The organism is Alkalinema sp. FACHB-956 (assembly GCF_014697025.1).
In the GTDB taxonomy this organism is placed as follows: Bacteria; Cyanobacteriota; Cyanobacteriia; order Leptolyngbyales; family Leptolyngbyaceae; genus Alkalinema.
Map to the genome: position 1 here is coordinate 1 of NZ_JACJRC010000017.1, position 16,152 is coordinate 16,152.

Genomic DNA, 16,152 nt, shown 5'->3' on the forward strand with positions numbered 1-16,152 from the left:
ATCAGCATTGCCTGGAGCGCTTTATTGCAAGGTTAGACCTTGACCCAACTTTGATTAAATCACACCCCAACTACCCTAGCCTGCTCCACTACGGGGCTTTGGCTCCATAAATCTGTCCGGACCATTGATGTATTTCACCCAATATTGAGAAAGGACTATCTCTCTATTTGTTGAAGTCTCGTCTTCGTTTAACCGTAAATTTTACGCTAGTTCGTATCAGATGCTCTATTGATGGATTCAATGGTTGGGTCTCAGCATAGTGAAGTGCAGCGATTGGTTTTTGATGCGATGTGGATAGAAGCCATTTTTCTTTGTAGCCTTTGTAGAGAATTTGGCAAAATTCCTCCAACTCGGTGTCATCCTCAAAGTCATCCCATTTGCATGTAGCTGCTAACTTTACAGCATCATAGGATAAAGGCTCATCTTGTAACCCTAGGAGCACTGGTATGAAGTCGTAGCGCCGTTTGGACATGCATTTTGCCCGTTTGCGCTCCGGTGAACTTTCCCTGGCCCGTTCTGCTTTCTTGGCCTCTAGTGAAAGTCCTTCAAATCTTTCACTATTTGTACGTGGCTTCTTTCCTGCTTTGTAGCAGTTACTGCAGACGCCCTTGGTGAACCCCTCGCCTCCGCAGTTACCAGAAACCATTGAATGAACCCAATATTTGAGGTACAGGTTTTCCCCAAACTCTTTCACTACCATCACCCAGAAAATGAGCAACACAATCAATCGAGGGCAACGATTAATATCACTCAGCATGGCTTTTTTGCCGTTTGCTGAGATGTATATCAAATCGTGAAGGCTATATTTTTGGTACTTTGGATCGCCAGAAGCAGCCCTGTGTATCCGATTATTAATAGTTGATCCACTATTAAGAGTTTTCTCTAGATATGCTACTTGAAACGGACTAAGCCACTCTCCCTTCCAATGCACTTCGATAATTCCATCGTCAGCCAAGCGCCAGTCTTTGTCCTTGATAATCACTGGACATCTCCACTATGTCTAACAACTTTTTCAAATTACCATTATCAGCAAAATTTCTCTGTCGCAGTAATGCCATTTGGTAACGATCGGCCTCCGGGGACAGATCCACCGCCTGGGTTCGATAGGCCATCTTGCGCAAACTCCTGAGCCACTACTCTTAACTTGCTATTATTCTTCCTTTCCCATTCTCAATTTTCAATTCCCCTGGTAAGGTGTTAGGCTATCGTGACCTGGATGGCTGGCGATGAAACGGTGGATCCTACTGATTTGTTTTCTGATGGGCCTCGGCGCAGCGATCGCCTTCCATTGGCCCTCTTCCCTGCTGCATACCCTGGGAATTAGCCCACGGGGTACCTACCAAAGTATCATTCTCGACTTCCGGGAGGATGCTGGCGATGGTGCCATTTTGACCCAGTTGGAAGCGGCTGCCAAACAGTTCAACCTCAATCCGCGCCTGAACAGCGAATTTTCAGAAGCCGATCATATCTACATTGTGCAAGGTGGCAAAAAGCTTCTGAAACAGCTCCGCAAGTCAGAACTCGCCAACTACACCGAAGCGATCGAACCTAACTACCTCTACAGCATCCCAGAAGCCAGCCAAGTCCGACTGCCGTTGCCCGCCGAGAAACCGGAAAAAGGTCGCATTCCGAACGATCCCCTCTATCCCCGCCAGTGGAACCTGCAACGCATCAACGTAGAGGCCGCATGGCAAATTAACAAAGGCAAAGGCACGATCGTCGCTGTCATCGACACCGGCATTAGTCGCGTCTCTGACTTTGCCCAAACCGACTTTCTCTCTGGCTACGACTTCATTAACGACAATACCGACGCCACCGACGACCACGGCCACGGGACCCATCTGGCAGGCACGATCGCCCAATCGACGAACAATGGCTACGGTGCAGCGGGCATTGCCCCTGAAGCCACCCTCCTCCCAATTAAAGTGCTGAGCGTGGGGGGCAGTGGCACCGTAGCCGACATTGCCGAAGCGGTTCGCTTTGCCGCAGACAAGAGCGCCAGTGTGATTAATCTGAGTATGGTCGGGGATGGCGACAGTCGGCTGCTGCAAAAGGCGATCGACTATGCCCATCGCAAAGGAGCCGTGATTATTGCCGCTGCCGGAAATAACAGCCAAGACTATGTTTCGTTCCCAGCCCGTTATCGCCATGTGATTGGGGTCTCCGCACTGGATGCGGCAATGAACCATGCTCCCTACTCCAACTACGGGGCAGGCGTGGATCTGGCCGCGCCCGGTGGCTTCATTCGCGGGGAAGATCCCAGCGGCGGCATTATCCAAAACACCTTCGATCGCCGGATGCAGGTGTCCATTTTTGCTCCCTACCAGGGCACAAGTTTGGCCGCAGCCCATGTCTCCGGCGTAGCGGCGTTACTGCATACCGCTGGCGTCATCGATCCCGATCGCCTCACGACCCTCCTGAGCCGATCGGCCCAGCCCCTGCCCAGTGATCCCAAAAATTACTACGGAGCCGGTAAGTTAGACGCCGTCGCTGCCCTCAAACTGGCGCAGTCCAATGTTGTCCCTGAAGCCAATGTGTTCGATCGCTGGCGAGATCAGGGTCGGATTCCAGCCCAATTCTGGTTGGATGAAAAAACCATTGCCATCCCACCGAAATTGACTATGTTGGGTCTTGCGATCGGTTTGACCCTGTGGCTCGGCCATTGGCGATCGAGAAGTTTCCATTGGGGGTTGCTGCCTGGGTTGTTCTTTGGGAGTTGTGGACTGTTTCTGCTGCGGAATGTGTACGTGTTTGATTGGGCTCAACTGCCACTGCGCATTCTGGGCAGTTCGGTCTCGGAATGGGGCACCCTGCTCCAAGATGCCCTCGTGCTCAATCCCCTCACCGCGAGTTGCCTTGTTCCAGCGATCGTCACGCTGATCAGCACAAGATTTCGCCCAGATCCCATCCCTGCCTCGGCGATCGTGTCTCCTCCAGAGTCTATCCCTGGGCAACCCAGCAACGCAGGCTCGGGCTGGCGGAATTTAGGAATTGGCATCAGTCTTGGTATGACCGCAGCCCTGTTGGTCAATGCAGTGGTGGCTCCAGACCTCATGGGCCTGTCCGATCGTCTGCTAGCCCAGGGGTACTTAGTGGTCAATGCGCTTCTGTGCTACAACTTGGCTCGCTTTCTGCAATTGCCCTGGGATCAGTTTGTCCAGGAATTAGACCCTCGGGTTAGCCTCCAGCGGCGCTGGCAGCGCGTTCGCGAACTATGGGCTCCCATCCAAGGGTTCTTCCGGTTCCGCCGATCTAGCGATCGACCCTCCAGCGATCGACGCAGACAGCTCCTGCCAAAAAGCAACCGTGAAACCAGTGCCCGCGCAAAAGCGACTCGTGACAAGAATGCCCGTGACAAGAACGCCCGTGACAAGAACGCCCGTGAAAAAGCCCTCGCAAAACCCAAACCTCCCCGCAAAAATTAGGCGGAACTAGATTGGGATGTGCTCGAGGGCCGTGATTGAGAGCCGTGATTTACCGTAATAGGTTCAAAATCATTGACTCAAAAATTATCAACTCAAAAATCATTAACTCAAAATGTTCTAGGAATTGGTTTCGGCATTCGCGCCATCCGCATCGATCGCTAGAATGGCCTGGAGCCGACTGCGAAATTCCCCCTTGGGATGGCCCCCTTTAACCTCTCCCAGAATTTGAAATTCGCCCTCAGGCGCGTCACACACCAGATAAGTAGGCCAACCCATCTCCGACTTATCGGGATATTGGGCTAGCAATACCTTGCGATATTTCCGATAGGTGGCCGTGTCCTGCATTTTGACATCGATAAACCGGAGTCCCAGTTCTTCGGCAACTTTCTGGTCGTAAAAGGCCATTTTGTGACAAATGCCGCAATCTTCCGAAGAAAACTTAATGACGGCTCGATCGTCAGCCATAACTTTATCTCCCATCACACTGCCATCGATACTACCGCAGATTCTCCGAGGGGTTATACCGTCTGAAAAAACGTTTTACACAACGATTCAGATTGCGTTATCGCAACCAGTTACCGTAATCAGCTATCCCAGCCAGTTATCGCAAAAACGGTGGACGGCGCAGATCCAGCGGTTTAGCTTTGACAATTTCGCTCATAAATCGGCGCAGGGCTTGCTCACGGTTTTTCATGAATTCTGACCAAAAACCGGGCTGAAATTCATCCATCGTCTTAGCTAAGGCCCAAACATCCACGGCCAAGATGTTATAGAGCGTTTCATCCTCACGCCGTAGGGAGTCAATCTGTTCTAAAACGTCATCATCATCAGTGGGTCGGCGACGATCGTGATTAAATAACATATCTCAAGCTCCAATGTGATGGCTTTGGATGAAAGACTCTGGTGATGAATGGGTTACAGATGAATTGATTACAAAGGACAGGCTCTCTAAACAATCGCCAATCCTCTGACAACCCAGCACAGATTCAAAAAATCAGAGTTGGGAACACGATCGATGCAAAGAATCTGAAAATTGTCCTGAAACAAACTAAAAATAGGGGTTTCAAGCCAGATAACGATCGTATTCTCTCATATTCTTCAATGACAGATTCAATGGCAAGTTGCTTCGATCCGTCTATTTTGCGGATCAGAGTCAGCGGATCAGAGTCATATAGACCAGAACGATGGTTAGCCATACCCCTGATTTTCAGCACCTATGCAAATTGCTGGAGATGCCAATGGCGAGGGATCCCGTTGAAGGAACCCGATCGTGCTGTTACATCGTGCTGTTATAGCGGGCTAAATTTGCAATGTCACGGTTATCAATCCCCCAGATAGACCGATCCCACAGATAATAGTAGAAGCGTGATACTACATTGATAGCTCTACTTACTATGTTTCGGCAAGTTCCCCTAGCCCTTCTGTTATTGGTAATCGGTGGTTTGCTCACCGTTGTTGGATTTTATGCCTATGCAACCGATAACGCCACCCTGAATTTGGCTGGCTTTTTCTATGGTATTCCAGGGCTGTTAGGGGGATTAGCGCTCAAAGCTGCGGAGCTAAAGCCCGTCCCCTTGACTCAACCGACTGTCGCGGATGTATTGCGCCTACGCAAACAACAAGCAACCCCGACGCAATCCACCATCCTGAAAGATGTGACTCGGTATCGCTACGGGCAAAAAGCCCATTTGGATAGCTCGTTGACCTACCTTGGGCTGAGCCCGACGGATGAAGAGCGTCCAGTGCTGACGGGAATTAACGAAACCGTTGTAGAAGGGGCCTATGCCCTAGGGCTGGAATTTGATTCCCCGATGGTGCCCTTGGCCACCTGGCAGGAGAAACAGGACAAAATGACCGCGTATTTTGGCCCAGGCATCCGCGTACATCTGGAAAACCCTTCGGAGAATAAGGTGCTGCTTTCTCTGATTGCGGTTCCTGGATAATGCGATAGCAGCTGTCGCGGTTTTACGCCGGCCAATGATCCCCAACCGATCGCGGCACTCGACGATCGCGTTACTTCTCTAACCGAATCGCGTACCACTGCAAATACTCTCCGGGTTCAGGCTTCAGTTCGCAGACGTTGTCCAGCAAGTATTGGGCTTGATCGTCGATCGAAGCGATGGCTTGTACATCTGGATCCAAAACATCGGGATAGGTTTGGATCACCTGTTTCAGTTTTTCTTTCATGTCTACGGCAGTCAAAAATTGTTCTGGCTGATTGGTTTCCAGCACAACATAGTGATCCTGCTGGTACATCAAAGATTGAGACATGGTTATTAGGTTGCGTAGGGACTAACAAGACCTTAACGCAAAACGAAAACTGAACCTGTAATCTGAAGCTGCAATCTGAACCTGTAGTGGATCAAGTGGCGGCGCAAAAGGCTGATCCCAAGCTGATCACAATGATGACGGAGCGGAGATCGCGACCGTGATCGGGCCTCCCAGAGCTTGTACTTGTAGCAAAATTTTCCGCGATCGTGCTTTTTAGAAAAACTCAGCTATAATGAGAGACTGTGATTATTTTCGAGTAACAAGGAAGTTCCATGTCGCGTTATCGTGGGCCACGTTTAAGAATTGCACGCCGTTTGGGTGAGCTACCCGGCTTGACCCGTAAACAAGCTCGTCGGGCTTACCCACCCGGTCAGCATGGTCAGGCGCGTAAGAAAAAGTCTGAATATGCGATTCGTCTGGAAGAAAAGCAAAAGCTGCGTTTTAACTACGGTTTGAGCGAAAAGCAATTGCGTCGTTACGTCCAAAAGGCTCGTCGTGCAGCGGGTTCGACCGGTTTGGTGCTGCTGCAACTGCTGGAAATGCGTCTGGACAACACCGTGTTCCGGATGGGCATGGCTCCGACGATTCCAGGGGCACGCCAATTGGTGAACCATGGTCACGTGACTGTGAATGGCAAAGTGGTGGACATCGCTTCCTACCAATGCCGTCCCGGTGAGGTGATTGCGGTACGTGACAGAGCTGCTTCCCGGAAGTTGGTGGAAGCAAACCTGCAATATCCTGGTCTTGCTAACCTTCCCAGCCACCTGGAGTTTGATAAGAACAAACTGACCGGTAAGGTGAATGGGGTGATTGAGCGGGAGTGGGTTGCACTACAAGTCAATGAACTCCTGGTGGTTGAGTACTACTCTCGACTGGTCTAAAATTTCACGTTTTATCGAGAACTTTCCGCGGCAAAAAACTCGAAGATTGTTTCCACCTCTTGGTCCGTCAGCCAAGGGGTTTTTTGCATCTTTTTAGCCCACATTGTGCACTTTAAACTGTCACCTTGAGCATTAAAGACCCTCAAGACAACAAGTCTAGCTGTAGCCAATTTGATTAGGACGCGGCTTGATTGAGAACAGCTTCCATCGCCTCGTGCAAAGTCAGCTCCCGACTCTAACTGGCGACGAATCCAACTTTTCAACCAAGCCCAACACTTTTCAATGCGATTCAAATCTAGCGACTAGGGCGGCAAATGTTTGAGGGGGGCGACGACCTGCGCGCCTGCTACCCCAATAATTAATTGGGCAATGCGCCCCCCATGATAATAAGAACGTTCAGTGTAAGTGCTGTTTGGCAAAGCGATACCAATGATCGATCTCAAAGCAACGCAAGTAGTGCTGCCAAATCATCGCCAGGGCCGGGATCTCCAGTCCACCCCGAATTAACCACAAGGGTTTGAGAGGGCATCGTTGAACGGCTCCGTGTGTTAACTGAACTCATCGAAAATCCTCATCTCACCCAGAAAAATGATGAGAAAGTTCGCAAGGTTGCTAAACAAAAACGGCGCAAACGTGCCCCTAAAAAAGGAGTCAGAGCGTCACGCCGTTGGAAGAAAGTCAACAAGCGAGAATCTAATCTAAAGGCTAAAGTTATACGTCAGCGCAAAGACTGGCAACACAAGGTTACTTCAGATATTGCAAGTCGTTATGACATCGGAGTAACTGAAAAGCTGAATACGAAAGGGATGACTCGCAAAGCGAAAAAAGGAAGTTAGCGTAAAGCTCAGAAAGCAGGTCTAAACCGCTCCATTCTCTCCGTTGGATTCGGGACTCTGAACAAGATGATCTCGTACAAAGAAACAAAAATCCTCTGCTATGGCGGAAACTGGGGGCTTAGAAACCCCATCCACCTATGGAGTGGGGTAGTTCATTAGCTCCAGTTGTATTTTTCCGAATATTACGTAGCTTGTCTAATGCTCTTTTTGCTTCATCACTAAATCCAGTGGGCGGTCGATATTGTGCTCTGTTATGAACAAGAACCCCCAGGTGAGAGACTGCATTGCAATCTTCCACCACGAAGTTGTAGACGATCGACTCTTGAGGCTAGCGATCGAACCTCTGCACAACTGAGATTGACCTGTCTTTGAAGAGGAACACGAGATCGCCTGCTGCTGCATCTCCTAGTCCCAGACAATGTCCTTTCTGAAGCAAGTTACTAAATCTGTAACCAGACTTCCTGGCCAGAAAATTGTGACTACAATGTTTGACTACAATGGCAGCATCCCTGGCGATCGAGATCCGTAGTTTTAATCCTCAGTCTACCCAAACCCGCAAGGTTACAAATATTTATCATGGGAGATTGCTGAATCGAGGATAGTTACATTGCAGTTACATGCAGTTACATTGCAGTCACATTGCATAAGTCATCCGGTGCAGAGATATAGGGATTACGAGATGCGAACCATGCCCAGGGTTGCCTTCGCTGAATTTGTACCACTGGATGGGTACTCTTGGGTGAGTACTCGTGGATTGTTTTGATTTGTTGTTGTGAGGAGAATTCGTGATGTTCCTGAAACTCAATCTATTGCATCGAGTGAGTGCGATCGTGTTGGCAACCCTACTTCCTGCATTATCGATCGCGCCTGCCTACGCCGATCTTCGTCCTGAACCTCCTCGCGGCATTTGTACCAACATCGAACCCCTCACCCAAACCGATGCCAACGTACAAGCCCTGCGGCGACTGGCCCAACGCTATGGGATTGCAGCACCTATGCTCCAATCCAAAACCCTAGAGCGCATTGAATTTGGGCAAGAACTGGGACGTATCGTTAACGAACTCTTTCAAAAATCCCTGAACGGTTCCATTGCCGTTACCAGTACAGACATCACCACGATCGATCAACTCCAGCAAGCCTTTGGCCGCGAATTACAAGCTGCCGGTCGCTATCCGATCGAAGCACGATTTTTCCGGGCTCCCACGGCCCAGGAAGTCGCCCAGTTGCGATCGTTACTGCAAAAATACGCGCCTCAAACCCCGGAAGCTGCGCTCCCCAACAGCCCCACCCGCCCGGTTTTTGCGAAAGCTTTAGGAGATTTTCTGACCCAGTTGTATAAGAAACTGGCCGCGGATAAGAAAGCGACCCGCCCCAGCAATCCAGACCTAGCCATTATTCAACAACTGGAAAGTAACTATTCCCCCGAATTGGCCCAGCAACCTAACCAGGATGAACGTCTAGAGGCCAGAGTCGCCACCCTCCAGTCCCAGCAATTTTCCACAACAACCAAGCTTTCTGGGGAAGTTCTGTTTGCTGGCAAGGATCAACTGCATACTCGATTGAATGGCGGTATGGCCAACGTCCGCGTGCGACCGGGGAGCGCCACTGCCTCAAAACCCAACGCCCCAAAACTGAGTGCACCTCAAACCGTTCTTGCGCCTTTGTCCGCCCCACCCCCTACGGGAATGCCTGCCCCAGAACCCGGTCGCTTTAGCGATCGCGATCGCATTCATAAACCGGGAACGGGTAATACGGAAAACTACAACCCGATCGAAGAAAATCCCTTCCAACGGTCGATCACAGCCCCCCTGTCCACCTTCTCCATTGATGTAGATACGGCATCCTACAGTAATACCCGCCGCTTTATTGCCAGTGGTCAGGTGCCTCCCAAGGATGCGGTGCGAATTGAGGAATTGATTAACTATTTCCCTTACCGCTACCCGCAACCAGAGGGCAATCGTCCTTTTTCCGTCACAACAGAGGTCAGTCAAGCCCCCTGGAATCCCAAGCATCAACTGGTGCGCATTGGTTTGAAAGGCAAGCAATTACAGGAAGTGCCACCCAGTAATTTAGTCTTTTTAATTGATGTTTCCGGTTCCATGGGTGCACCTAATAAATTACCGTTGGTGCAACGATCGCTATGCTTATTAACGCGACAGTTGACGGGGCGCGATCGCGTCACGCTGGTTGTCTATGCAGGCAACGCCGGATTGGTACTGCCACCGACCCCAGGGGATCAAAAGCAGAAAATCATGGCTGCGATCGAACAACTGGAAGCAGGTGGTTCCACAGCCGGTGGCCAAGGCATTGAACTCGCCTACAAAAAAGCCCAGGAAAGCTTCATCAAAGGGGGCAATAATCGCGTCATCTTAGCAACGGATGGGGATTTTAATGTCGGTGCTTCTAGTGATGCCGAATTGGTTCGCTTGATTGAACAGAAGCGGGATAAAGGAATTTTCTTAACTGTTCTCGGTTTTGGCACTGGCAATTACAAAGATTCCAAAATGGAGCAACTGGCCGACAAAGGCAATGGCAATTACGCCTACATTGACACCTATAATGAAGCCAAGAAAGTTCTCGGAACCGATCTGCGCGGAACACTCTTCACGATCGCCAAGGATGTGAAAATCCAAGTGGAGTTTAATCCTAGCAAAGTGCAAGCCTACCGCTTAATTGGCTATGAAAACCGGGCTTTACGGGATCAGGATTTCAACGACGATCGTAAAGATGCAGGTGAAATTGGTGCAGGTCATACGGTAACCGCCCTCTATGAAGTGATTCCTACGGGGGTGGAAATGGATGTGAAATTACCCTCGATCGATGACTTGAAATACCAAATGCCTAAAGGAGATAGCACCGCTACAAATTCACCGGAATTGATGCAGGTGAAGTTACGCTATAAACAGCCTACAGATTCCACTAGCCAACTGATCAGCCAACCTGTGCTGGCCCAATCGACCTCGATCGAAGCAACGTCATTAGATATGCAGTTTGCAACCTCTGTGGCAATGTTCGGTTTAGTCCTGCGGGATTCGGAGTTTAAAGGGAAAGCCTCGATTCAAGATGTCTTGGCTCTGGCGAAGCGATCACAGGGAGATGATCCCGAAGGCTATCGCCAAGAATTTGTACAACTGGTGGAGCAATACCGCAGTTTAGCAACTTCGAAACCAGCAACCAACGATCGCTAGTTATCAGACTCTAGAACACCTAATCCTCCTGAAACTCCGTAAAATAAATGATGGGTCTTAGGTTACGATCGGAAACCCTTGAGCTTCTCTAAACGCAACTATTAGGGAATCTCAAGGGTAATGAGTCAAGTGAGCGATCAACAATCGAAAAATGCACGATCGCTCAATCCACTTCAACAGTCAGGTGATGGAATCAAGATTACTCCGCTATGGTATTTAGCGAGCTTTTCCGTTTGCGGAATAGCCCAATACCCATGCCAATCAATCCCGGCAGCAATGCAGGCGTTGGCACTGCGGTCACACTGACGTCATCCAAGTAAGAACCATAGGTGTCAGAAGGTTCTGTTAAGTTACCAAAGCTAAGACGTGTAGTGGTGGAAGTTGCTGTTAACAGGTAAGAGTAAACACTCCAATTGGTATTGGTGAGACCTGTACCATTCTTGATGAGGGTATCTACCGGCGTTCCGCCCCAGGAAATATTCATTCTACTTAGCGTAGATGCACTAGGAGGCGTTGCACTAGAAGATGAGTTCTGAGGACGTGCAGAAAACGCAAACGTGAGTTTATAAACCTGACCAATCACTGTCGCCAAATCTTGGGAAATTTCAGTGACACTGTTACCGTCTAACTCGGTAAATTGGTTTCCCTCATAAGGGTCACCTGCGGCACGGCGCTGAATTTCAATTCCAGCACCGGATACTCCTCCTGTTTGAAACCATCCAGGAATCGGATTCTGAATCAAGAATGAACCGTCAGCGGCGAGTGCTGGATTTTCAAAGCCACCATTGGTGACGATGCTAGCAGCCTGAGCAGCATTGCCAACGCTCAGGGTTACTAATGTAACTGTAGCGGAAGCAATTGCTAATGGTTGAATGCGAATCATAGAACTATTCTCCTTCGAGAATCGTGAAGTACGGGTTTCGAAGGTAGATGCTGAATGTGACTGTGCCATTACAGAAATGTAAAAAATGGCCTCAAGCAATCATCAAAACGTAATTTGAAGAAAATATTCACCTACAACATCACATCTAATCGTGTGATGGTAATCTGCACAGAAGTCGAAAGAAGCAAACAAAAACTCTGGTCAATCAAGTCAGCAAACTGACATGAATCAGATAATACACATAACCTTCGGTACTATCGATTCATATGATTCTGGTAAATCCCTGATTAGATTAATTCAGCCTTGAATGGTAGGGTTATTCATTACGCCATCTCAAATCTCTAATCACATAGTTCAACTTCAAAATTGACGATGAGATTGAAACCATGGGATTGAATTAAGGAGTGAATGGTATCTGATACTCCTAGATTTAAATCCTATATCTGAACTCCCTTGAAGAATATCTGTAGAGAAATCAAGTATACGGGGGTGAGTGGCGAACCACAAAATCTAAAAAATCTAATTTCGTGGAGTTGAATGTAATCATCTTGACAAAAACTTGGAGATTTCTCGTAGGCTTTACTAAAGCTTGAAGGATAAACTCGGCAAAATATATCTTGGCTTTAAACTACATCTGGATAATTATGCTAGTGCTAAGTATTTTTAACACAAATCTGTAAATCCCCGGCAAATCCTCAGCGCAGCTTGTTGATCGCTGATTAACTGCTGATTAGCTACTGATTGGCTACTGATTGACTGCTTGCTGATCAAAGCTGAGCAGTCAGTCGCTCAGCTCGGTTTCACCTGTTTGGGAAATACTCATCGATCGGTGCTCCGTGATGCTTCTAGGATGATTTACCCAACGCCACGATCGCCCGTTCCACCCGTTGCACAGCGGTTAAATTTCCCCGTTCTTGATATAACTCCTTGGCTTTTTTGAGGGAAAACTCAGCCCCTTTCAGATCGCCAAGACGTTTACGGGCTAAGCCATGGGCCTCATGGACATCAGGACTGTTGGGATCCAATTCCAGCGCCCAACCACAATCTTCGGTTAGTGCGGCCTTTTCACCCAGACCTACCCGCGCGTAGCAGCGAGCTGCAAACAGTTCTGCTTCCACTTCGGCCATATCCTGTTCGATCGCCTGGTTACAGTCCTCCACCGCCTTGGCAAATTCGCCTAGCTGCGCCCGTGCGTAGCAACGATTGCCTAACGATGTATGACTATCCCCTCCCAGCATCAGGCTGAGCGTAAAGTTTGCTCCGGCACGCTTGAGGTCTGCTGAGGGCACATCTGCTTGGTAGAGATTAATGGCTTGGGTTGCATCCTCGATCGCGCCGGGATAGTCTTCTAGCTCAACTTTGGCGTAGGCACGCAATTCGTAGGCTTTGGCCGATTGATTTTGATCCAATTTGAGGGCAGCGGTGCTGTCGGCAATTGCCCCAGGAAAGTCGTAGAGGTTGCCCTTGGCTAAACTGCGTAATAGGTAAGCAGTGGAATTTTGGCTATCTTTCTGCAAGGTCGTATCCAAATCGGCGATCGCGCCCACAAAATCGCGAGTTTTCTGTCGGACAACAGCGCGTTTGAAATAGGCTGCATGCTGGTTGGGATCGAGCCGTAGCGCTCGGTTGTAATTGGCGATCGCGCCATCGCTATCTCCCAAACCTTTCTTATCACCCAGTTCAATCAATTCCTGGGCTGTTAAGGGTTTGAGCGGGCGAGAGGCCAAGGCTAAAAAGCCGTCGGAAGAGAGGGCATTGCCTTCAAAGTTACTGGTGCCGCTTAAACTACGAATGCTGCCAACCACATCCCCGATCGTGCGATTGGGTTCATTGTCGATCGGCGTTTTCAACACGTCCCCAAACCCAAACCCGTTAGCAAGGGAAATCAGGGCACTGGGATTGAGATAGAAATAGCCCATATTGGGTTTAGGTAAGGGAGCGATCGCTGCTTGGAAATTAGCAGAGTCGGATAGCTTTGTCCAAGGGGTCGGAACCAAGTTAGTGGCACTATCCACCCCGCTTAAAATCATCAGCGTATCCGGCGTAACCCAGCCATGGGAGAGCACACTCACGAGTGGAGTCGGGAGTTTTGGGGTTGAGGCTTTGCTGGGAGTTTTGCTGGGAGTTTTGCTGGGAGTTTTGCTAGGTGCTTTTGCCGTGGGACGATCGGGGCGATTGGCCTTTTTCCGAGGTGCGTTGGTGGGGGCACTGGTGGATGCGCTGGTGGGGGCAGGAACTTCCCAACTGGTGAACCTTTGGCCTTTGATCTCCCTAGGCTTAATCGTTAAACCTGTGCCAAAGCGCGTGGTCATCAAATTATCCACCTTCGCCAACGTTCTCTCCGCTGCGGCCCGATCGCTCGTTTGAATCAACGCACCCACCCCAATTGCTAGCTTGGGATCCATGGTGGGGAAAAAGCCCCCTTGGGTCGGAAAAACAAATCCGGCATATTCCTTATCCATCCAAGGGAAAATATCCCGATCGTCAATGCCAACTAGACTTTGGGAGAGCTTGCGGAAATTTTCCACACCCGTTTTAAACCTAGGATTCAGTTCAATGCCTTGGTTGAAGGCTTTCCAGTAAAACGCCAAATTCGCGCTATTGGTCATGCCATAGGTCACTTGCGGCATACGATCGGGCAAGAGATTGGGACTATTCAGCGCTTGCAACGTTTCTGGGGGGATTGGCTGATTAAAGGTGACTGAAGCTTGCATCCGCAGTCCTTCTGGTTGTGCCCAAGCAAAGCCAAAAATGTCGCCATAGTAGGATTCAATTTTTTGGGTCAGTTCTGGGGAAGCTTTGGGCACAGGGAACGGCAAAGCAAAGGGGAAATCTTGCAAGGTTTGGCTGCTGTCTTCCAGGGTGGAGGCAACAATTTTGCTGTAGCTGCCAAATCCCATAAACAGTGATTTGGGAAAACGCGGATCGCTTAAGGTTTTCCGGAATCCTGGCGTTTCACTCAGCCGATCGGGGTGATCTTGGGCATCAATCAATTTACGAATGGCGTCGGGTGTTGTGGCGCTGACAACGTAGCCACTGGGCAGATAGGCGATCGCGTATCCCGGCAATTTGAAGGGTTTCCGAGGTGTCGGCGTTTCCTGGGGAGCAGGCAGGGGCAGGGGTTGGGGCGTGGGAGCGGTGGTAATGGCGATCGAATTACCGAGAGATCGAGAACGAGAAACAGAAGCGGGATTAGTAGAAGACCCCGAATCCACAAAACTAATGGATGGTTTCAAAAACTGGGGCGCTAATGCATCAATGTTATTCGGAGAATCACCAGGCTCATTTTCTGGTAAAGGGGTTGGAGACACTTCGGGTTCTCCTAAGGTTTCCGGTTCCCACACCAGCAAGTTAATCCCTTTATAGGTTTGTTCGATCGGTTTTTTGCCCTTTTCCTGTCTCACCCGATCGAGAAATTTGGGAATGGGGGTGGCATCTTTCACCGGAGCCAACATCACGACGCGAGTGTCTGAAGCGCCAGAACCCGTCAGTAAAGCAATGCCAACAGAACCGCCTAACCACGGTTGCACATCCGTGTAGAAATTGACATTCCCTACGATCGGGCTAAATAAAAAACCAGGGGTTGTAAAATCTCGGGGAAATAGGCCAAATTTAGCCAGATCCTCCCATAGGGCATCATCGGGATTGATCAGAAAAATGCCTGCGGTATCGGCGGGGAGAATTTTACTAATGGCGGGTGGTTCGATCGGGGTTGGGGTTGAAGCGGGAGACAGGGATTGCGCGATTCCTGGCTGTGGGAACATCCCGGCTGAGCTCAGGGTCAGTGCAGACAGTGCAGGAATCAAAAATTGACGCATAGCCATGAATTTGCCCCAATGGAACCGAATGAATGCTCTCTCAATAGGTTAACCTGAGGTTTCTGATGTGGAGCGTTGATTTTGCTGGAAGTGGAATCCCATTACTTAGCAGTCAATCTTTCTGCGTTCTTTCTGTATTTTTCCTGCGTTTTTCCTGCGTTCTTCCTAAACTACATAATAATAAAGCCGGACTGATAGTGTTTATCAATCCGGCTTTATTAAATTCAAATCGGAGCGGCGGGATTTGAACCCACGACCCCCACTACCCCAAAGTGGTGCGCTACCAAGCTGCGCTACGCCCCGTAACCGTTCGCCTGAACTCGCGTCCAGCGCTCAGCTATACTAACACTACCAAATTAATTTATGCAACTCTTTTCTGAAGAAACTTGTGAAAAAGTTTGTGAAAGGATTTGGGCAAGCCTTGGGTGGTCATCAAAATACGCGAAGGGTTTGTAACGCCTGCAAGAATTCTGCAACGACCCCACAGGGCCAAAAGCCTTCCACCCGTCGGCCTGTATTCAGGATGCAGCGAAGGCTGTAGCTATGGGGAAACCCTTCCGCTTCTAGCCACAGGCGATCGGTTTCCAACTCACAGGCGATCGTTTCTTCGTCCATCAGTTCCGCCGCGATCGCTTGCATCGCTCCATCCAGTTGCCCCGCTAATTGACACAGGTCTTCAAATTCCGCGGCGGTCAGTTCGATCGCCCAATCCTCAGTACCGACCAATGCCGGAAATTCTAGGGCTGCTGGATCCCAACCCACGCGCCACCCCGATCCCGACTTCATCACCCGCGACATACTTTTCTTGGCTCTACCGCTTCTGTGGACTACTTTGACACTCCCCGTGGCT

At 49.6% G+C, this 16,152-nt stretch carries 12 protein-coding genes, 1 tRNA gene and 2 pseudogenes; 6 read left to right on the top strand and 9 right to left on the bottom strand.

The genetic code is table 11. The features are described from left to right. Positions 1-110 (top strand): annotated as a pseudogene (locus tag H6G21_RS25755) (transposase); the annotation flags it as partial. Between the two features lie 53 nt (positions 111-163). On the opposite strand, the gene H6G21_RS16910 reads toward H6G21_RS25755, so the two are convergent. Beyond that, positions 164-982, bottom strand: a complete 819-nt coding sequence (locus H6G21_RS16910; RefSeq protein WP_190574615.1) for a hypothetical protein — start codon at positions 980-982, stop codon at positions 164-166. Then, entirely contained in the window at positions 948-1,112 is a 165-nt protein-coding gene (locus H6G21_RS16915; RefSeq protein WP_190574616.1) for a hypothetical protein, read from the bottom strand. Before H6G21_RS16915 ends, H6G21_RS16910 begins: the two co-directional genes overlap by 35 nt. A gap of 114 nt (positions 1,113-1,226) precedes the next feature. On the opposite strand from H6G21_RS16915, the gene H6G21_RS16920 reads away from it, so the two are divergent. Next, complete coding sequence (locus H6G21_RS16920) at positions 1,227-3,425, top strand: S8 family serine peptidase (protein WP_190574617.1); 2,199 nt, start codon at positions 1,227-1,229, stop codon at positions 3,423-3,425. A gap of 117 nt (positions 3,426-3,542) precedes the next feature. On the opposite strand, the gene H6G21_RS16925 is transcribed toward H6G21_RS16920, so the two are convergent. Together H6G21_RS16925 and H6G21_RS16930 are read right to left on the bottom strand one after the other, a co-directional pair. Next, positions 3,543-3,890 (bottom strand): thioredoxin family protein, encoded by a 348-nt coding sequence (locus tag H6G21_RS16925; protein WP_190574618.1) that lies wholly within the window; start codon positions 3,888-3,890, stop codon positions 3,543-3,545. Between the two features lie 136 nt (positions 3,891-4,026). After that, the gene (locus tag H6G21_RS16930) at positions 4,027-4,287 is read right to left on the bottom strand and encodes a hypothetical protein (protein WP_190574619.1); all 261 of its coding nucleotides are present in this window, start codon (positions 4,285-4,287) and stop codon (positions 4,027-4,029) included. 532 nt (positions 4,288-4,819) lie between these two features. Here H6G21_RS16930 and H6G21_RS16935 point away from each other — a divergent pair. Beyond that, positions 4,820-5,368, top strand: a complete 549-nt coding sequence (locus H6G21_RS16935; RefSeq protein WP_190574620.1) for a DUF2854 domain-containing protein — start codon at positions 4,820-4,822, stop codon at positions 5,366-5,368. A gap of 70 nt (positions 5,369-5,438) precedes the next feature. Here the strand turns inward: H6G21_RS16935 and H6G21_RS16940 are convergent, their stop codons facing one another. Beyond that, positions 5,439-5,696, bottom strand: a complete 258-nt coding sequence (locus H6G21_RS16940) for a chlororespiratory reduction protein 7 (RefSeq protein ID WP_190574621.1) — start codon at positions 5,694-5,696, stop codon at positions 5,439-5,441. A gap of 272 nt (positions 5,697-5,968) precedes the next feature. Here H6G21_RS16940 and rpsD point away from each other — a divergent pair, with 272 nt between their 5' ends. The 3 genes and pseudogenes from rpsD (at position 5,969) to H6G21_RS16955 (ending at position 10,601) form a co-directional block, all read left to right on the top strand. Then, positions 5,969-6,577, top strand: coding sequence for a 30S ribosomal protein S4 (rpsD, locus tag H6G21_RS16945; protein WP_190574622.1), 609 nt, complete (start codon positions 5,969-5,971; stop codon positions 6,575-6,577). 578 nt (positions 6,578-7,155) lie between these two features. Next, positions 7,156-7,494 (top strand): annotated as a pseudogene (locus H6G21_RS26280) (RNA-guided endonuclease TnpB family protein); the annotation flags it as partial. A 1,490-nt stretch (positions 7,495-8,984) separates the two neighbouring features. Continuing rightward, entirely contained in the window at positions 8,985-10,601 is a 1,617-nt protein-coding gene (locus tag H6G21_RS16955; protein ID WP_347278037.1) for a VWA domain-containing protein, read from the top strand. A gap of 199 nt (positions 10,602-10,800) precedes the next feature. Here the strand turns inward: H6G21_RS16955 and H6G21_RS16960 are convergent, their stop codons facing one another. The 4 genes from H6G21_RS16960 to H6G21_RS16975 all read right to left on the bottom strand — a co-directional run bounded on the left by H6G21_RS16960 (position 10,801) and on the right by H6G21_RS16975 (position 16,100). Further along, the gene (locus tag H6G21_RS16960; RefSeq protein ID WP_190574623.1) at positions 10,801-11,484 is read right to left on the bottom strand and encodes a PTPA-CTERM sorting domain-containing protein; all 684 of its coding nucleotides are present in this window, start codon (positions 11,482-11,484) and stop codon (positions 10,801-10,803) included. An 845-nt stretch (positions 11,485-12,329) separates the two neighbouring features. Further along, the gene (locus tag H6G21_RS16965) at positions 12,330-15,308 is read right to left on the bottom strand and encodes a DUF3352 domain-containing protein (RefSeq protein ID WP_190574624.1); all 2,979 of its coding nucleotides are present in this window, start codon (positions 15,306-15,308) and stop codon (positions 12,330-12,332) included. Between the two features lie 223 nt (positions 15,309-15,531). Beyond that, positions 15,532-15,605, bottom strand: a tRNA-Pro gene (locus H6G21_RS16970). Positions 15,606-15,734: 129 nt separating this feature from the next. Further along, complete coding sequence (locus H6G21_RS16975) at positions 15,735-16,100, bottom strand: DUF1818 family protein (protein WP_190574625.1); 366 nt, start codon at positions 16,098-16,100, stop codon at positions 15,735-15,737. Between the last annotated feature and the right edge of the window lie 52 nt (positions 16,101-16,152).